The organism is Sulfuricurvum kujiense DSM 16994 (genome assembly GCF_000183725.1).
Lineage (GTDB): Bacteria > Campylobacterota > Campylobacteria > Campylobacterales > Sulfurimonadaceae > Sulfuricurvum > Sulfuricurvum kujiense.
In genome coordinates this window covers 2258138-2275543 of record NC_014762.1, presented here as the reverse complement: position 1 = coordinate 2275543, position 17406 = coordinate 2258138, and the positions used below count along the sequence as shown (strand labels likewise).

The window sequence follows — 17406 nt, the reverse complement described above, 5'->3', positions numbered from 1 at the left end:
CGATGATTATCGCACGTTCCGCGCAAGAACTTAAAGATGCACTTGAGACTAAAACCGGATCGGTCGGATTTGTTCCGACGATGGGGGCGCTTCATATCGGTCATCGCACCCTTATCGATGCGGCACGAAAGGGCAACGATACGGTGGTTGTCTCGATCTTCGTGAATCCGACCCAATTTTTGCCGGGTGAGGATTTGAGCAAATATCCCCGCCGCGAAGAGGCCGATTTTAAAATCTGCTCACTCAGCGGCATCGATATCCTTTTTTATCCCGATGTGAATGCTATGTACGGTGATGATGAGGTGCGGATCACGGCTCCCGATGTGAGAGGATTTATTCTTGAGGGTGCTTCACGCCCGGGGCATTTTGACGGGGTACTGACGGTGGTTATGAAACTGTTTAATATCGTCCGTCCGACACGGGCTTATTTCGGGAAGAAAGATGCGCAGCAGCTTGCCATGATCATCCAGATGGTCAATAATTTTTTTATGGATGTTGAGATCGTTCCGATGGAGACGGTACGAGAATCAGACGGACTGGCACTCTCATCCCGTAATGTTTATTTGAGCCCAAGCGAACGGCAAGAGGCGTTGAAACTCTCTGCCGCACTTAAAAGTGCGACGAAGATGGTAATGCAGGGCAATCTGAGCAGTAGCGATATCAAAACGAATATGGAAAGCATTCTCAGCCCGCTGGACGTCGAGTACGTTGCGATCGTCAACAGGGCGTTTGAATCGATTGAGAAAGTCGTGCTCGGAAATACGATCATACTGGTTGCGGCAAGGGTGGGAACGACACGCTTAATCGATAACGTATGGATGTAAAATGAAACATTTTTTTCCGTTGGCGTTAGCCGCACTGTTAATCGGCGGGTGTGCACCGAAGATCGGGAAAGATATTTTGATCGAGCCTCAGGGAAATATACGCTGGGAAAATTCCCAAACGGAAATGATACTCGGGGTTCTTTCACTCTTGGGAATTCCGACAAAACAGGGTGAAATTCGGCTCGGAAGCGATTTAAAACTCCTCAACAAATGGCACAGTGATATCAAGATCGTAAGTCTGACCTATACTCTGGAAGATGAAAAAGAGGTTATTGCGAAAGGGGAGGCGAATACGGGAGTTTCCAAATCGATTTTGGTCCCCTCAGGAGCTCAAAAAACGCTCCCTTTGGAATTTCGCATTGATCCCAAACGGCTAACCGATAACCGTATTTTGGCCATTTTACAGTCGAAACGAAAATTATTTGTCAAAGGGGAAGCGGTTATCGAAGTATGGGGGATCGAAAAACACCACTCATTTGAAAAAGAGGTCACCTCAATCGTTCAAAAAGCCCTTAAAGGTGTGTAGACTCCGCATTTGAGGGTTCTGACGCCGCCGCTGCAGCCGCCGGGTCGGGAGTAAGATATTTCTCCTCTACCATCAAATCAACGATCGCTTTAAAAACGGGTACGGCGGTAATGGACGCAAAATAGACGGTACGCGGCTCAATAACGGTGATGCCGATCGTATAGTTATGTTTTGAATCATTGGCAAATCCGATAAACGAGGTGTGGTAGCTGTTGACGTAAGCTCCGTTTTTGGCGATATGCGCCGTTCCCGTTTTTCCTCCCACTTCCAAGCCCGGCGTTTTAGCGATCGTTCCCGTTCCGACATTGACCGTTTTGATGAGAATCTGCTTCATCCTCTCGGCAGTGGCAGGCGCGATAACCTGAGTAGGAGCCTGTATCTGCATCGGAATAATTCGGCCGTTATCGTCATAAAGGGCTTCGACAACCATCGGGTTGATGAGTTTTCCTCCGTTATTAAACACATTGAATGCTTTTACCAACTGCATGGGATTGGCACGCATCCCGTAGCCGTACGCGGTAATCGCTTTGTACAGATAATTATTGAGTTGTGCGGAAGAGGGGACGGATCCCCGCTTTTCATACGGCAGGTCAATGCCGCTGAAATGGGTAAATCCGAACCGTTTCAGACCTTCGGTAAATTCAACACCGTTAAGCTTTTGCGCCAATTGGGCAATCCCGATATTCGACGAATAAACCAGAACGTCTTCGGCACTGAGCATACTAAACGCATGTTCGTCAACAATCGTTTTCGTACCCATCGTAAAACGTCCGTTATGCCCGTTGACCATATCGTAAGGGTTGATTAGACCGCGATCGAGCATTAGGGAGAAAATAATCGGTTTGATAACGGATCCCGGCTCATAGCTGTATTCGATAACATTGGCATTGAGTGATGGGTAGTCTTGGACCCGAATGTGGTTTGGATCAAAACGGTTCGAACTTGCCAACGCGATAATTTTCCCTGTTTTGGACTCCATGACGGTAGCGATGATCTCATCGGCCTGAAGCTTTTGTTTGATCTGGTCGGTAATGATTTCCACTCTGGATTGAAGCAAAATCGGAATATTAAGTTTCACGGTCAAGCCGTTAATCTGGCGCTTGACGTCACTTTGTTTATTCAAAATCAGATAGCCGTTGACATCGCGGAGTGCTTTTTGGGTTTTATTTTGCTGAGGATTAAGTTCCTCGTCAAAAAACTTCTCCAGCCCTTTGATCCCGTAGACCCGGGTATATCCGTCCTCTTCGATTTTGCGCGGATAGCCTAAAAGGGGAGTAAGGAGATTGCCGTAGGGGTATTGCCGTGCTTCACCGCTCTCTAAAATGTTCAGCCCCTGCAAAATACGGTCTCCGTTTGGGGTTTCATACTCGATAAAGACGCCGAGACGGCGAAGTTCGAATGCAAGGGTTTTTAGGTACATCGCCTCTTTGGGGCTGATATGGTAGCTTAGGGTAACGGATCCTTTTCGGGTATGGAGGCGCTCTTTGATCTCTTTGGGATCCATGCCGCTGTAGATGCTGAAAAGCTGAACGAACAGCTCCTCTTTACCCGGATCGATATTGCGGGTATTGACGACCGCTTTATACAATTTTTGGGTCGTGGCGATATGAAATCCGTCAGCGCTAATGATGGAGCCCCGCTGTGCTTTGGCGGTATCTTCGGAATAGATAGAGGGGATGTCCCGTTTGTGCAAGGCGGTGTAGAGCATGACCGCCAAAAAGATGACGAAACCGAACATCAGGAGGAGAAAAAGGGCAAGTATCTTTTTAGATTTATTGGAATGGCGCATCTGAGAAGATTAAATCACATTTGCGTTCGGGTAATTTCTTTATAGGCGTTAAGCGCCTTGTTTCGTACTTCGAGCATTAATTTCATACTGATTTCGGCTTTATCGATCGCAATAGCCGCTTGGTGAAGGTCTTTGACGCTTCCGGTTGCGATATCGCTCATCGCTTTCTCGCCGTCAACTTGCATTTGGTTGACATTGCCGAGGGCGTTTTTGAGCTCTTGCGCAAAATCGGTGCTGCTGCCTTCGACCGCATTACCGCTTTTGTTAGCCAGTAAATCGGCGGTTGAAAGCGATTTAAGCGAGTGAATGTTAGTCATAATTCTTTGTCCTTACTTAGTTCTGCAAAATGCTGATTGCACTACCGGCCATATTTTTGGCACTTTCGAATGCGGCAACGTTTGCTTGATACGAACGTGTTGCTTCGACTAAATCGGCCATTTCGACGACAGGATTAATATTCGGATAGGCAACGTATCCGTTTGCATCCGCATCGGGGTGCGAAGGGTCAAATTTCATCTTCGGCGCCTTGTCATCACGGCTGATTTTGTCAACGACAACGCTCATGATGGCCGGATTCGGTTTGAGCCCAGCCAATCCCTCTTTTAAGGGGTCACTGTACTCCAGGGCGGACGTTTCGTTTTCCAATGCTTTATTATACACTTTATTAAAATCAATCGCTTTAAAAATGACTTCTTGACGACGGTAAGGGCCGCCCTCATTGGTTCGGGTCGTCTGGGCATTGGCAATGTTGGCACTGATGGTGTTGACACGGACACGTTGTGCGGAGAGCCCGTAACCGCTGATATCAAAGCTGTTTAAGAATGCCATTGTTTAATCCTTACGACGTTTTGCTCGAAGCGTCTATGACGCTTTTGAACAAAGCGGAATCTTTTTTAAGTGCTGCGGTGAGGGCATTAAACATCGTAGAGTTTTTTGCCATTTCGGTCGATTCTACATCCAAATCGACACTGTTTCCGTCATTGCGTGCCATATGCCCGTCTCTAAAAAACATGGTCGGGGCTGAAGAAGCCGCATCGATTCCGTCGAGGTGGGCACCGTTGGTGTGGGCCATTTTAAGCGTTTGCGATTTATCGCCGAAGATTTGGGCACTCTTTTGCGCCAGTGTATCTTCGAAACTGATGTCACGGGGACGATAGAAAGGGGTATCGGCATTGGCGATGTTTCCGGATATCATATCCTGGCGCGCCGCACGGTAATCCATAGCGTTTTGCATCAAATCATGTGCGCGTGAAACCTTTATTCCCATGCCTATTCCCCTTTCATTCAAGTGTATTGGAAACACTAAAGCAAAAAATATACCAATTTGCTTTTATCGAACTCTTTTGGAAAGAACGATATACTTCTAAGAATTATACAGTAAGAATTTAAATTTTCTGTCTCGCAAGAGACAACGGTTTGTCTGTCGTTCGCCGGCTTTCAGGTATGGTGCCTGTATCATTGCGGCCGGTTTTAGCTGTTGCGGAAAAAGTTTTGCAATAGCGTTTTAACATTAAGTAAGTAGTATGCCGGATAAAAAATTATTTCTTTTGACAACCGCACTGATTACGATAGGGGTCATTTGTTCATACACACTGACGGCCTATACCGTCGTGTTATTTGAATACAACAGCTTCCATTTCGTCATGCGTGAACTGATCGTTGCGATGATTTCTATTCTCATCATGTGGATGCTTGCCCAGCTCGATCCCGACGTTTGGCTCCACCGATTAGGGCTCTCTTTATTTTTCGGAGGGGTTGTTTTGATGCTGGTCATGCCGTTTCTTCCCGCATCTTTGGTGAGCGAAGTAGGAGGGGCCAAACGGTGGATCAGACTCTTCGGTTTCTCGCTGGCTCCGGTAGAGTTTTTTAAAGTCGGATTTGTTTACTTTTTGGCGTGGAGTTTTTCGCGTAAACTCGGTCACCATGCGAACATGGGAATTATGGAAGAGTTTAAACGGGTAGCCCCATATGCGGCTATCTTTCTACTGGTCATGTTTTTGATTGCATTTTTGCAAAACGATTTGGGGCAGGTTATCGTTTTGGCTCTGACGTTGGCTTTTATGCTCTTTTTTGCCGGGAGCAGTTTTCGCTTTTTTATGACACTTATTTTGGGTGCTTTGGCATCGTTTATTTTTCTGATCGTCACCTCTGAACACCGGATTAACCGTATTTTATCGTGGTGGGCATCGGCTCAAAATACTATTCTTGCTTTTTTCCCCGAATCGATTGCCAGACATTTGCGGATTGATAATGCCGAAGAGGCGTATCAGATCGGCCATTCGCTTAATGCGATCCATAACGGCGGTCTTTTCGGTACGGGATTGGGGGGCGGAACCTTTAAACTGGGGTTTTTGAGTGAAGTGCATACCGACTTTGTCCTAGCGGGGATTGCCGAAGAGTTCGGTTTTCTCGGTGTTTTTATCGTGACGGTGATTTTTATACTGCTGCTTCAGCGCCTTTTTAAAATAGCCAACCGTTCCCATAACGATACGGCCTATCTTTTTAGCTTGGGAGTAGGTTTGCTGATCACCTTTGCCTTTATCATCAATGCATACGGAATCAGCGGATTGACGCCGATTAAAGGGATATCCGTTCCGTTTTTGAGTTACGGAGGTTCGGCGATGATGGCGTCATCCGTCGGGATCGGTATGGTTTTGATGGTCTCCAAAAAAATTCATCATAAAATCGATCCTAAAAAACATGTCCCTAAACAGGGACATTACACTGCGCAAGGCTCTGTTCCTTATCATGAAAGCGCAGAGATGACAAGATCAAATCACAGCCATACGTCATTGGAGGAGAGTCAAAGATGAATCTTATATTTACCGGCGGCGGTACCGGAGGACATTTGGTTATTGCCCTCTCCTTGGCGGAGACGGCACGCTCACGCGGTCATACTGTGATGTTTATCGGTTCAACGTCGGGGCAGGACCGTCAATGGTTTGCCAATAGTACTCTATTTGACGAAGTTCATTTTTTGGAGACGACGGGTGTCGTTAATAAATCGGGGTTCGGAAAGCTCGCAGCGCTTTGGAAAGTGTTTAAAGCCCTTCTAAAATCACGTTCGCTGATCCGCTCTTTTCATGCCGATGCTGTGGTAAGCGTCGGAGGGTTTTCAGCCGCACCGGCGTCAATGGCGGCGGTGGTCTCGGGGACCCCTTTGTATATCCATGAACAAAACGCGGTGACGGGAAAGTTGAATCGGCTCCTCCGCCCGTACGCAAGAGCGTTTTTCAGCTCTTACGAAGAGGGGGACAATCATTGCGATTACCCCGTCAATCCTCGTTATTTCGAGAATGCCCGCATCCGAAGCGAGGTTAAAACCGTCATTTTCTTAGGGGGATCGCAGGGGGCTAAATTTATCAACGATTTGGCGCTTGAAATCGCCCCTTGGCTTCATGATAAAGGGATACACATTATCCATCAGTGCGGATTAAAAGAGGAAGATCGGGTACGCGCGGCGTATCATGAGTTCGGGATTGAGGCTGAAGTGTACGGCTTTACGACGCAGATCGCCGAGCTGTGTGAACGGAGTGATTTTGCGGTGAGCCGTTCGGGTGCAAGTACGTTGTGGGAACTGTGTGCGGCAAAAATCCCCGCATTTTTTATCCCGTTTCCGTATGCGGCAGCCGATCATCAATACCACAATGCCCGTTACATTATCGATCATAATGCCGGATGGTGCGAACGCCAAAGCGAGGGAATAATCCTCAAACTTCAAGAAGCGATTCAAAGCGATATCAGGGCGAAAAGCGAAGCGTTAGGAAAATTGATCGCATCCAACGGTGCGGCGCATATCATCGAAAAGATTGAAAAAGATATCTGATCCGAGTAATTACAGGTGGGTTATTTTATGAATAACCCAAAAGCTCAATGCAATGAGAAGGGTACTTATCAGTGCGATAACAACGGTTCCGCTTTCAATTTCCATCTTCTATCCCGCCAATTCTACCATAGACCACATCGGCAAAAAAATTCCTAAGGCTAAAATCAACACGAATCCCGCAATAGCCGTGATCAGTACAGGTTCAATCATGACGGAAATATTATCGACGATATACGAATATCGGTTGGCATATACCTGATTGATTTTCTCCAACATTTTCCCTAATGATCCGCTGCTCTCGCCGGCTTTGACCATTTGGATTACCATCCCCTCAAATAGTCCGGTTTCGCTGAAACCTTGTGCGAGAGAGCGTCCGTCTTCGATCGCCGCGGCTATTTTTTCAAGTTCTTGCTTCATATAGCTGTTTTCGACTACACCCAGGGCAATCTCTAGGGAGATATTCATAGGGATTCCGGCTTCACTCAAAACATCAAAAAGATAGATGAAACGTCCGATCATGGCATAATGGGTCACTTTTCCTATTATATAGACTTTCAGCAGGTATCGGTCGGTTTTGAGCCGAAGAGAAGGGATTTTGGAATAGGCATAATTAAATAGACCGGACAAAATGACTGCTAAACCTAGAATATAGGGGCCGTAGATACGGATTGCATGTTCGGTCCACAAAAGAATTTTCGTCGGAAAAGGGAGTTCGAGTCCTGATTGTTCAAAAAAAGTTTGAAATTGGGGGACAATGAACGTAATGACGATGATAAACGCTATCGACATCGCAATGATAATAAAAAGGGGGTAGCGTGTTGCTTTTTTGAGCATTTGACGATTATTGTGTATTTGTTGAAAAATAGTGGAGAGTTTTGCGATGGCGATATTCAGGGTTCCCGTCTGTTCGCCTAACTCAAACATCGAAAGGGTAAGTTTTCCCAGCTGTGTTTGGTATTTTGAGAGTGCGAAACTTAGGCTTTGACCGCTTTCTATATTACTCAAAACTTCGGAAAATATGGCATGCAGCATAGGGTCTTCGGTATTGTCCACCGTGTCGGCCAAGCAGATGTTAATCGGCATGCCGGCATCGAGCATGACAGAGAGCTGATCGAGAAAAGCGATATAAGGCTCATCTTTTACCCGGTTGTTTTTAATCGGATCGGTGAAGTAATTTTTATACCGCTCATATTTAAAAGTAAGCGGTTCGGATATTTCGTGAATACTTTGGGGGACACCCAGCTTTTGATCCCGGAATTTTTTCAGGGCTTCAATTTTATTGATCGCTTCGATAGCCGTAGAAAACTTTTTTTTCCCGATTTTGTAGCGAATTCTAAAAAATTTCACTCATCTTTCCTTGGTAATCCGCAGCACTTCATCGAGGGATGTGATACCCTGCAGTACTTTATTGAGCCCGTCAATGATCATCGGTTCATATCCGGTATGTTCCTGGGCATAGTGTGCCAGGTCGTATTTGGATGCTCCGTTGGATACCATGATGGAAATTTCTTCGTTCAGAACCAAAATTTCAGAGATGAGGGTACGTCCGCTGTATCCCGTGAAGGAACATTTCGGGCACCCTTTTCCCGTATAAAACGTTGCGTCGCCGCTGATCAGATTTTCCACCCTTTTTAAGAGATTTTTATGGGGTTTTATTTCCGTTTTACACTCGGGACATATTTTTCTGACAAGTCTTTGGGCAACGATACCGACCAGTGAATCGGCTATAAGATAGGGTTGCAGTCCCATTTGAACCATCCGTCCGACAGCACTCGGGGCATCATTGGTATGCAGCGTCGAAAAGACAAGGTGCCCCGTAAGTGATGCCTGAGCCGCAGAATTAAGCGTTTCGAAATCCCGGATTTCTCCGATGAGAATAATGTCAGGATCTTGACGGAGAAAAGATTTGAGCGCTTCATTGAAGCCGAATCCGATCCGGTCGTTGACCTGAACCTGCTGTACGAGAGGGAGCTGATATTCAATCGGATCTTCAATGGTCAACACTTTATTTTCAATACTTTTGATTTCGTTTAGGGCCGCATAAAGCGTTGTCGTTTTTCCGCTTCCGGTAGGTCCCGTAATCAGGACAATACCGAACGGGGAATGGATGATTTCATTAAAAAGTTCCAAATTCTTGTTTTCAAACCCGAGTTCATGCAGATTCATGAGAATTTTTTGCTGGTCAAGAATACGCATAACGATCGATTCGCCAAACAGCGTCGGGGTGCTGGAGAGACGAAAATCGTATCGGCTGTTTCCGATTTGGAGGCTGAACCTTCCGTCCTGCGCTTTGCGGCGTTCGGATATATCGAGATTCCCCAGCAGTTTTATCCGCGAAATGAGCGCCGTATAGATATCCAGATCAAAGACGAAGGTTTCCTGAAGTATCCCGTCTACACGTGTTCGTACCGACATGTTTTGGGCATCGGGTTCGATGTGAAGGTCGCTGGCGCGTCGCAGAATACCGTCTTTGATAATGAGAAAGATCAGCTGCATGACCGCGCTGGATTCGGAATCGTTCCCTTTTGTCGACTCGTTATGGATTTCATGTTTGATTTCCAGAGCGATGGTATCGGTTTTTTTGATAATCTCGAGGCGCTGAAAAATATGTTTGATATCGGAACTGAATGCCAGAAATATTTTGATCGGTTTGGTCGCGACATTGCGTTCGAGAAGTTCCAGATCATCGTAGTTTAGAGGGTCGGATGTTGCGATATAGATATAATCGTCGTCTTCTTTGAACGGGATAGCGTTGGCGCGAAGCAGCAGCGGAAACGAAAAGCGTTCCAACGATCGAAAATCGATTTTTTGGCCGTATAAATCGATAAATTCGATATTAAGCTGCTTTGAGAGAACGATGGCCATCTCTTTTTGGGAAATATACCCTTCCTCGACAAGAATTTCCCCCAATTTCTTTGAAAATCCGGATTCTTTTTGTTTATCGAGGGCATGAAAGAGCTGTTTTTCGCTGATTAACCCTTTTTGTATCAACAAATCTCCGAGATGTATTTGTTGTCGTATCATGTTATCTCCATGTTTTGATCAATTCTGTCGCCGCTTTGGAATCTTTGTAATTAAGATAGAGTTCCAAAATCGCTATCGCATCAGCGGTATGCCCTTGTGCATACGTCGATTTGGCATACAAAAGCCATGCTTCTTCCCCTTCTCGGTTGATTTGATTGGCTTTTTTGGCCCAAAATGCCGCATTGACAAAATTCTCTTTGGTGTAAAAACTGCGGGCTACGGCAAGGGCGGTTTCGTATTTTGGATTCGTGTTGTATTGGTTGATAAAATCCTGAGTTGTATTTTTAATCGAAGATTGGACGTTTAGGAGCCTGTTCGCGGGTATGGTTTTAGCAACCGCCGATTGGGCTGGCAATGGAGGAAGTGTAATCGTCACGGGGACATCCTGTACGTGGGCCGATACAGGTTTGGTTTTGGCTGAAGCACTAGAGGGCTTGAGCGCCGATGAGATTGCGATACGATCGGGGTTGTATTCGTATACGGTGGCTGAGGGGAACCCTGCCGCGTGGAAATAGGCGACAATCTGCGGGATCGATTCACGGTCGTAGATATCGATGTAGCGGAGCGTATAAAATCCGTTGATATAGTAAATAGCCAGGCTTGAACGGTATCTTTCGGGAAGACGATAGCGTGTCGCATTGACGTCATTAAACGACTTACTGGAGGTGAGCTGCACGACGAAAGCTCTGTTTTTAGAGAAATCCTGAGGCGGCAAGGATAAAGTTTGTCGTGCATTTGAGTCTTCTGATTTCGTTTTTTCGGTACAAATCATAGGAGACGGTTCGGATGCCTTCGAAAGATTCGGCTCGGATTGCCACTGCATCAGCATTGCCGTTATGGCGACTGCTATGAGGACGGCCCCTGAAATCCATAATGAAATACGGATCATATATTTCCGCCGTTTGGCATTGCACCGTTCTACCAACTGATCAAAATTATCAATCATTGATAAGCTCCGCACTCATGCCTGCCATCGTGACGGTACACGATGACGGGCGGAGATATTTGGTTTTTTTGTGGATGTGCGTGTAATGGAGCAAATGAAAAAAATGATATAAAAGCTTTTTGAAATTTCGAAAATTTCCGCCGCTGATGCGGTGTGCTTCGGCGATCAGTTTCGGGGTGAATTCATCCATGATTTCCGAATAATCGATTTTCATCAGTTCCCGATGAAGATAATTCTTGCATTCAACGGGGGTAAGCTCAAAAAGCTCGATGATGCGGTGCGGACGGCTTTTAAAGTGGGGGGAACGCAAGATGGCCTCCCCCTCGCTCCGATGCATCGCCAGAAGAAACCAAAACACTTTCGTATCGCTCAGCATACGGATGAACTCTCTCATTTCGGTACTGAGCAATTGTGCTTCGTCGATGAGTATCAGATGGTCCGTCCCTTTGTAGAGTTCGGTTGCCTGAAGACGAAGCTGTTCGATCTCCTGCGTTTCCGGGACCGATCCTTTTTGTCGAATAAGCTGATGGAGCAGATTGGCAGGGGTCATAAACGGCGTTTCCAGAAAGATGATATGACGCTGATTGGACCATCGGGTACAAAGAAGTTTCAGAAGAAATGTTTTGCCGCTGCCGGGTTCTCCGGTCAGAAAGAGTAGCTGACGAAAACTGCTCTGCAGCAGATTCTCAATTTTTGCGATCGCTTCAAGGGCACTTTGCATTTCAAAATAGTCATTGCTCTCTTGCCGCTCTTCAAACCGATCTGCTGCTTCAAGCCATTTAGACATATTAATTTGTCCGTTTTACAAGTGCGTCGTCAATAGACGGAAAAATATCCTGTTTGACAAGAATAGGGGTAATGAGAATGAAAAGTTCGCTTTTGCGAATCGTATCGGTGCTATTGTGAAACAATTTTCCAAAAAGGGGGATATCCCCCAATAGTGGAACTTTGGTTTGATTTTTATAGTTTTTCTTTTCAATCAATCCGCCGATAAGCACTTTTTGAGAGTCTTTGACTTTGACGATGGAGCTCATTTGTTTGACGCGGGTATCGGGGGGCATAACACGGTCTGTCTGCGTCTGGGACGTTTGCGAAGAAGAGCTGCTGAGCTCGGAATCACTCAGCAATTCGCTGGATACTGGATTGATCCGCATGATGATATAGCCGTCTTCACTCACTTCGGGAATGATATTCAAGGTAAGTCCGACAAAAACCGATCCGAGCGTATTGGTGACGGTCGTAGGCGTCGACGTGGTACCGATGATACTGCCGTTTTGATACAAATAGCTGAGCTGTTTGCCGACGTTGATAATGGCGGGCTGATTGCTGAGCGTTAATACTTTCGGATTGGAGAGGACTTCGACATCGCCGTATTGTTTAAGAAAATCGATCAGCCCTGTAGGGTTGAAATCGATGCCGAAAGAGTAAACGGGGTGTGCCGTTCCGATGTTATTGTAACTGTTGGTGTAGCTCCCGTTGAGTGCCAGAGAAAAATTGCTCCAGTTGACGCCGATTGAACTGTAGTCGTTATAGGTGAGCTCGATGAGGTGCGCTTCGATCATCACCTGCTGGTGCATCCGTTTTTTAAGTGCCGCAAGATATTGTTCGACGTTCGTAATCTGTCGTTTTGTCCCTGAAACAGTGACGATGGTGGCGTCACGATTAATTAATGTTTTATTGTACGTTTCACTGTACTCTTCATCAATTTTCAGAATTTGCTGAATATGCTCTTGCAACTGATTCCAGAACGTGAAAGAGGATGTTGCCGTAACCGTAGTGGAGTCGTTATTGGAACCGGAACTATTCGTACCGGAGTTTGTACCGACGGTAGTAGTCCCGGAATTTGTCGAGTTATTGACGCTTGAGCTGACCCCTACGTTGATCGATTTGACCGATTGGGTTGTCAGCTCGTCCATATTGATGTAGTCGACGTTAAGATTGACGGTATTGTAATAGGAGACTTTTAGGACCGATGTTTTGGGATTGTAATCGTAAAAGAGGTTGTGTTCGTCGAAAATAAAGGAAAAAAGTTCAGGGAGGGAATAATCGTTTAGGTTAACCATGTCTAAGGGCTGTGCCAGCCGCTCACGGGTGCGGCTGTCTTCAAAAACGACGCTGATATTACATGTTTGGGCGACATCGCTTAAAAGATCCATCAAGGTGAGCGACGATCCGTGATTTTGATACGCGTTCAGACTAAAACGTTTTGCGGTGCAGTTGTCGGCTTGAAGAATCCCTGCCAAGAGTAAAAAAATTAAGAGGATATATTTCATTGCGTTTCCTTTATGCCCAGTATGCGACGTTGGTTACCTACACCGAGAATGATGAGGCGGTTTCCTTCTTTGAGCGAGACAAAGCGGGGTTGAATAGAGACGATGACCTGGCCGTTGAGTGAATCGTTTACGTGATACCATCGGTTATTAATGAATGCTTTATCGTTCATAACCGCCGTAACTACGGTAGGAACCGCTATTTTGGCCGGTAAAACAAGGGGAGGAGGCATGAGCAGGGGTGAAGAGGAGTGCTTTTTTTTCATGCTTTCCGTTTGGGCAAAGGGGTCATACATTTCGCCTCCGATACCTTTCACCGCGATCAATGCAACCGTAAAAAGAGGCAAAAAATAGTTCACAGTGCCGCTCCCAAATACAAAACCGTCGCTTCGAACGAGGGATTTTTTTCATCGGAGCGGATTTGTATTTTCTCAATTTTGACCAGTGTTTTCTGCTCCTCTATGAACGAGAGAAAAGCGGCAATAGATCGAAATTTCCCGCTTCCGGTGATAATGAGTGTTTTGAATTTCTTTATTCTCCCGTAAAAGACCTCATCGGTATTTTCGGAGTGCATGGATTCGATGTTTAACCCAAGCTCAACCGAACGCTTTAGAAGAAGATCGAGGGTGTCGGCGTATTGACGATTGTCAAATACCAATCCTTTCGATTGGGACATTTGAAGCAAAAGAAGTTCTTTCTTATTTTTTAAATCGATAAGGGAGAGCTCTTTGTCGTTCAGCAACCGGTTCAGGCCGGAAATTTTGTTCTGATACGCTTCGGGCGAATTTTGTTTGATTTTACTCTCCAGCGCCCGTGTCTCTTCCTGAACCGTTTTGAGTTCATGGAGCATATCCGAGGCAAACGATACCCAGCTGATAACGATGATACCGATGCTTATTCCAAGGTAGATAGCCCACCGTTTGAACGGTTCATAGGCCTCTAATTGCTCATCCAGCGCACTCAGACGATTGTCAAAACTGCTCATCGCGTCACCTTTACAACGGCATTGTACATATTATTATCCAGAGCAATTTCGCGTGTTTCCACGTTTTGATAGCCTCGTGCGTATAACGCGCTCATCAATTTGGCGATATCGTTGCGCTTTTGGTACTCCGCAATGACCTGAACGGACATCTCTTTGGAGCCGTTTTGTTCTATTTGCAACGTCCCTAAGCGGTAGCGCCCGAGTTCATAAGTGACGTCACTCAGCATTTGTCGGCGTTTGAGATGCATTTGGGTAATAAGATCGGATGTCTCTTGGGTACCTTGGATTAATACTATCTCTTCGTTGAGGGTATGTATCTCGTTTTGATACTGGGTAAAGTGCTTGTTTTGTTCGTTCAGGGTACGGGCAAGCTGTGCGGTCTCTTGTTCCGTTTGTACAAGTTTGCCGGCCAGTTTTTCTTTGTCTGCAACTTTGTCGGCCAACGCCCATGAGAGGGCAAGCGGTATACACAGTGCGATAAACAGTGATGCCGCCGTGAGAGCTAAAAATTTTCCGCTTTCGCGTTTGTACCATACATCTTTTCGACCGAAAGGAGAGAGATTCAGCTTTTTTTTGCCGGTATGTCGTGAAAGATATTCTGCGCAAAGGAGGTTATGGAGTTCTTTCGGCGGATTATTGGGCCGTGAAAGGGGGATGACCTCTACGTTGTGAATATCGTATGCGTCAAAAATAGTCTCGAGTCCCGGAATGGTATTTCCCTGAAAATCGAGATAGATGTGAGTGATATCGGTGAGTCCGAACAGCCCCCGCTTATGGTTGATAGTATGAACTAAACGCTCTACATTGTGGGAAAAACGATCTTGTATAAGGGAGCATTTCCCGTACTCATCCGGGGGATAACGCTCTTCAATGACTCCGAGTTCTGCAAGGTTGCATATGAATGTGCCGAGATCCATCCCTGTTTCGACCGCCAGAGTCGTCAAACTCTCACTGCTCCGATGTGCGATATACGTTCCGTCTTGGTAGATTGCGGCGTACGATTCATCTTCTCCGAGATAGATAAAAAGATCGTTTTGTTTCGGAAGAGAATCGGTATCATAGAGCGATTCATAGACCATAAATCCCGGGGTAATGAGATCGATGACCTTTGATTGTGACAGAGCTGCCGAAAAATAATCGGCGGCTTTTGCATGGGAGAGGGCAAAAACTTCAAACAAATAGCTGTTTTCGCTAAAGAGATCGTGGCGGATATAATCGATCACATACTCTTCGTTGTTATTGAGCTTTCCCTCTTCGAACATCTGGATTTCAACGTGAATCTTTTGTTCTTCCTCGCTTAAGTGGTTCGGAAGCTTGAGGGTATAAATAGTTAACAGCGCAAGCGGGACAACAGCACCTGCAAAGAGCTCTTTGACGTCAGACACACTGCTTTGAACGAATGTACCGTTATTATAGGTCAGAGTACGATCGTGCTCTATGTAAAGAATTTTTTCTTGAGGCATTAGTCCGCTTTGCTTGTACAAATTAGTGATTAATTCTTATCAACTATTATAGCATATCCGCTCTGCGGAAAGAGGCGGATAGTGGAGCTTTTCTGATTGTCCGAAAATTCGGTGAATACGATATCGATCGGCGAATGCGCGAGTGTGCTCAAATCGATTGAAAACCCCATATCATGAGGACGTCCGAGAGCATCGAAACAAATCGTATCGTTATGTGCGGTATGGGTTATGGCCGATTTTAAATCATGTCTTATTGTCGTTGTATCTTCTTCCAAAGAGGCTTTGGTAAGGGTAACGCATCCGGATGGATCAAGAGCGCTATACCCGATGGCACGGTAGCGGGCCTCTTTGAGTTTGAGAAGGGCATATTGGGCATCCAGTAAAGCGGTATTGGGCCGATACATGTAAAACCCGATACTGCTGAGCACCCCCATGAGAACAATGACAAAAATAAGTTCCAGCATAGAAAAAGCTTTTTTCATGGGTGCTGCAGGCTCCTTCGTTCTAAGCGGATGGGATGAAGAATTTTAGTGTTGCTATTATTGGAGGTGACTATGACTTTCATACTGACCATTCCGTTGGATGGTTCATATTGGATCGCCGTTGTGGGAACATTGTTGCAGGTTGTTCCGTCGGCAAGATAATAGCGTTCGATAATGACGTCGGCATGAAACCTGTTGTCCGATGAGGTGATATTAAGTTCCCCCATGCATCCCCCTGTATGCCGATCATACGCACTGATGCGAAACAGTGCCGCTTCTGTCGCACTCTGCATAAACAGCTCCGCCGATTCACGGGAATAACTGTCGGCATAATGCGCTACATTGATGCCGGCATATTTCATCGTCACCGTGACGATCCCCCCGAGAAAAAGGAGGACCATCAGTACCTGAGGCAGGCCGAACGCAAGCCGCATTAGAACACCACCTTTTGTTTGGAAAGATGAACGGGTGTAGAGCTGCCGCGGATGGAGCGGTTCATGTCGATAGCCAGACGGATCGTACCGTTGAGCATTTGAGCACGGAAAGAGTTGACGCCGGTTGCAAGAACCGTTACGTTTCCATCGCAAAAACCTTCCCCTTTCCATGGGCGATAATTGTAAAACAGCAAGAGGGTATTGCCGTCAAATGCAGGATTAGGAAAGCATGAGGACACATGCTCTTTTCGGGTGAGCGCATAGGCCGAATCGGCAAGGCTGTATTTTTCATAAATGGTGTCGGGGGGTGTTCCGGTAAGGGTGATAGCGTTGGCGGGGCTGTCGGTTATCCCATATCCGTTCAGGGTATTCCCCGGGAAAACCAATACCATTTTTGAGAGGTCGAATGTCGGATCGTTCCATTTTATCCGCTCAGTCCTCAGTACGGAGGAGAGATTGGTTTCAGGGGTATAGAGTGTTTTTGTAGCAAAATCAGAACGGTTCATATCGATAAAGCTACTGTATTCGCCCGCTTCATAGCTTTCGCTTGCCGCTCCGTACCACTGAAGAACCGTTTTTCCCGATACATTTTCCAGTAGCTGATAGGGGGGCGTTTCATTGGCATCAAAGCCGACAACCGACATCGGTATACGGTTATAAAGCAGGACGCTGATTTGGTCCAATGCGCTTTGAGAATCGATGGAAAGAGTACTGAGCGCTTTTGCTTTTTCGGAACGCAGGGTGAGTGCCTGCATCGCTTTAAACATACCGATGGAAAGTATCCCCATAATGGTGACGGTAATGATAATTTCGATGAGGGTATATCCGCGGCGCATT

19 protein-coding genes are annotated in these 17406 nt (G+C 46.1%); 4 read left to right on the top strand and 15 right to left on the bottom strand.

Annotated elements, in window-relative coordinates:
* Positions 1-2 precede the first annotated feature (2 nt).
* Together panC and SULKU_RS11325 are read left to right on the top strand one after the other, a co-directional pair.
* Complete coding sequence (gene panC / locus SULKU_RS11330; protein WP_013461110.1) at positions 3-824, top strand: pantoate--beta-alanine ligase; 822 nt, start codon at positions 3-5, stop codon at positions 822-824.
* A gap of 1 nt (position 825) precedes the next feature.
* Entirely contained in the window at positions 826-1350 is a 525-nt protein-coding gene (locus SULKU_RS11325; RefSeq protein WP_013461109.1) for a putative periplasmic lipoprotein, read from the top strand.
* On the opposite strand, the gene SULKU_RS11320 is transcribed toward SULKU_RS11325, so the two are convergent.
* The 4 genes from SULKU_RS11320 to flgB are packed head-to-tail and all read right to left on the bottom strand — an operon-like array spanning position 1337 to position 4406.
* Complete coding sequence (locus SULKU_RS11320; RefSeq protein WP_013461108.1) at positions 1337-3139, bottom strand: peptidoglycan D,D-transpeptidase FtsI family protein; 1803 nt, start codon at positions 3137-3139, stop codon at positions 1337-1339. The two genes, SULKU_RS11325 and SULKU_RS11320, sit on opposite strands and share 14 nt — an antisense overlap.
* Positions 3140-3153: 14 nt before the next feature.
* On the bottom strand, positions 3154-3456 hold the full coding sequence (gene fliE, locus SULKU_RS11315; protein WP_013461107.1) for a flagellar hook-basal body complex protein FliE: 303 nt from the start codon (positions 3454-3456) through the stop codon (positions 3154-3156).
* A gap of 16 nt (positions 3457-3472) precedes the next feature.
* Positions 3473-3967, bottom strand: a complete 495-nt coding sequence (gene flgC / locus SULKU_RS11310) for a flagellar basal body rod protein FlgC (RefSeq protein ID WP_013461106.1) — start codon at positions 3965-3967, stop codon at positions 3473-3475.
* Positions 3968-3977: 10 nt separating this feature from the next.
* Positions 3978-4406, bottom strand: coding sequence for a flagellar basal body rod protein FlgB (flgB, locus tag SULKU_RS11305; protein WP_013461105.1), 429 nt, complete (start codon positions 4404-4406; stop codon positions 3978-3980).
* A 256-nt stretch (positions 4407-4662) separates the two neighbouring features.
* On the opposite strand from flgB, the gene SULKU_RS11300 reads away from it, so the two are divergent.
* The gene (locus SULKU_RS11300) at positions 4663-5952 is read left to right on the top strand and encodes an FtsW/RodA/SpoVE family cell cycle protein (RefSeq protein WP_013461104.1); all 1290 of its coding nucleotides are present in this window, start codon (positions 4663-4665) and stop codon (positions 5950-5952) included.
* Positions 5949-6965: an undecaprenyldiphospho-muramoylpentapeptide beta-N-acetylglucosaminyltransferase gene (gene murG / locus SULKU_RS11295; RefSeq protein WP_013461103.1), complete on the top strand. Its 1017-nt coding sequence runs from the start codon at positions 5949-5951 to the stop codon at positions 6963-6965. Before SULKU_RS11300 ends, murG begins: the two co-directional genes overlap by 4 nt.
* Before the next feature lie 108 nt (positions 6966-7073).
* Here the strand turns inward: murG and SULKU_RS11290 are convergent, their stop codons facing one another.
* The 11 genes from SULKU_RS11290 to SULKU_RS11240 are packed head-to-tail and all read right to left on the bottom strand — an operon-like array spanning position 7074 to position 17405.
* A complete protein-coding gene (locus SULKU_RS11290) occupies positions 7074-8312 on the bottom strand; it encodes a type II secretion system F family protein (RefSeq protein WP_013461101.1) in 1239 nt (412 codons plus the stop codon).
* Entirely contained in the window at positions 8313-9989 is a 1677-nt protein-coding gene (locus tag SULKU_RS11285; protein ID WP_013461100.1) for a GspE/PulE family protein, read from the bottom strand.
* A gap of 1 nt (position 9990) precedes the next feature.
* On the bottom strand, positions 9991-10935 hold the full coding sequence (locus SULKU_RS11280; protein ID WP_013461099.1) for a hypothetical protein: 945 nt from the start codon (positions 10933-10935) through the stop codon (positions 9991-9993).
* Positions 10928-11722 (bottom strand): ATP-binding protein, encoded by a 795-nt coding sequence (locus SULKU_RS11275; RefSeq protein WP_013461098.1) that lies wholly within the window; start codon positions 11720-11722, stop codon positions 10928-10930. The genes SULKU_RS11280 and SULKU_RS11275 overlap by 8 nt, the downstream gene beginning before the upstream one ends.
* Position 11723: 1 nt before the next feature.
* Positions 11724-13208, bottom strand: coding sequence for a secretin N-terminal domain-containing protein (locus SULKU_RS11270; RefSeq protein ID WP_013461097.1), 1485 nt, complete (start codon positions 13206-13208; stop codon positions 11724-11726).
* Entirely contained in the window at positions 13205-13564 is a 360-nt protein-coding gene (locus tag SULKU_RS11265; RefSeq protein WP_013461096.1) for a hypothetical protein, read from the bottom strand. The genes SULKU_RS11270 and SULKU_RS11265 overlap by 4 nt, the downstream gene beginning before the upstream one ends.
* Positions 13561-14190: a hypothetical protein gene (locus SULKU_RS11260; protein ID WP_013461095.1), complete on the bottom strand. Its 630-nt coding sequence runs from the start codon at positions 14188-14190 to the stop codon at positions 13561-13563. The genes SULKU_RS11265 and SULKU_RS11260 overlap by 4 nt, the downstream gene beginning before the upstream one ends.
* On the bottom strand, positions 14187-15653 hold the full coding sequence (locus SULKU_RS11255) for a hypothetical protein (protein ID WP_013461094.1): 1467 nt from the start codon (positions 15651-15653) through the stop codon (positions 14187-14189). The genes SULKU_RS11260 and SULKU_RS11255 overlap by 4 nt, the downstream gene beginning before the upstream one ends.
* 29 nt (positions 15654-15682) lie before the next feature.
* Positions 15683-16135, bottom strand: a complete 453-nt coding sequence (locus SULKU_RS11250) for a type II secretion system protein (protein ID WP_013461093.1) — start codon at positions 16133-16135, stop codon at positions 15683-15685.
* Complete coding sequence (locus tag SULKU_RS11245; protein WP_013461092.1) at positions 16132-16569, bottom strand: hypothetical protein; 438 nt, start codon at positions 16567-16569, stop codon at positions 16132-16134. Before SULKU_RS11245 ends, SULKU_RS11250 begins: the two co-directional genes overlap by 4 nt.
* A complete protein-coding gene (locus SULKU_RS11240) occupies positions 16569-17405 on the bottom strand; it encodes a type II secretion system protein (RefSeq protein WP_013461091.1) in 837 nt (278 codons plus the stop codon). Before SULKU_RS11240 ends, SULKU_RS11245 begins: the two co-directional genes overlap by 1 nt.
* Position 17406 lies beyond the last annotated feature (1 nt).

Excerpts from the sequence above, each read along its gene's own strand:
- panC (WP_013461110.1), top strand. The coding sequence starts at position 3 with ATGATTATCGCACGTTCCGCGCAAGAACTTAAAGATGCACTTGAGACT.
- SULKU_RS11325 (WP_013461109.1), top strand. The coding sequence starts at position 826 with ATGAAACATTTTTTTCCGTTGGCGTTAGCCGCACTGTTAATCGGCGGG.
- SULKU_RS11320 (WP_013461108.1), bottom strand. The coding sequence starts at position 3,139 with ATGCGCCATTCCAATAAATCTAAAAAGATACTTGCCCTTTTTCTCCTC.
- fliE (WP_013461107.1), bottom strand. The coding sequence starts at position 3,456 with ATGACTAACATTCACTCGCTTAAATCGCTTTCAACCGCCGATTTACTG.
- flgC (WP_013461106.1), bottom strand. The coding sequence starts at position 3,967 with ATGGCATTCTTAAACAGCTTTGATATCAGCGGTTACGGGCTCTCCGCA.
- flgB (WP_013461105.1), bottom strand. The coding sequence starts at position 4,406 with ATGGGAATAAAGGTTTCACGCGCACATGATTTGATGCAAAACGCTATG.
- SULKU_RS11300 (WP_013461104.1), top strand. The coding sequence starts at position 4,663 with ATGCCGGATAAAAAATTATTTCTTTTGACAACCGCACTGATTACGATA.
- murG (WP_013461103.1), top strand. The coding sequence starts at position 5,949 with ATGAATCTTATATTTACCGGCGGCGGTACCGGAGGACATTTGGTTATT.
- SULKU_RS11285 (WP_013461100.1), bottom strand. The coding sequence starts at position 9,989 with ATGATACGACAACAAATACATCTCGGAGATTTGTTGATACAAAAAGGG.
- SULKU_RS11280 (WP_013461099.1), bottom strand. The coding sequence starts at position 10,935 with ATGATTGATAATTTTGATCAGTTGGTAGAACGGTGCAATGCCAAACGG.
- SULKU_RS11275 (WP_013461098.1), bottom strand. The coding sequence starts at position 11,722 with ATGTCTAAATGGCTTGAAGCAGCAGATCGGTTTGAAGAGCGGCAAGAG.
- SULKU_RS11270 (WP_013461097.1), bottom strand. The coding sequence starts at position 13,208 with ATGAAATATATCCTCTTAATTTTTTTACTCTTGGCAGGGATTCTTCAA.
- SULKU_RS11260 (WP_013461095.1), bottom strand. The coding sequence starts at position 14,190 with ATGAGCAGTTTTGACAATCGTCTGAGTGCGCTGGATGAGCAATTAGAG.
- SULKU_RS11255 (WP_013461094.1), bottom strand. The coding sequence starts at position 15,653 with ATGCCTCAAGAAAAAATTCTTTACATAGAGCACGATCGTACTCTGACC.
- SULKU_RS11250 (WP_013461093.1), bottom strand. The coding sequence starts at position 16,135 with ATGAAAAAAGCTTTTTCTATGCTGGAACTTATTTTTGTCATTGTTCTC.
- SULKU_RS11245 (WP_013461092.1), bottom strand. The coding sequence starts at position 16,569 with ATGCGGCTTGCGTTCGGCCTGCCTCAGGTACTGATGGTCCTCCTTTTT.
- SULKU_RS11240 (WP_013461091.1), bottom strand. The coding sequence starts at position 17,405 with ATGCGCCGCGGATATACCCTCATCGAAATTATCATTACCGTCACCATT.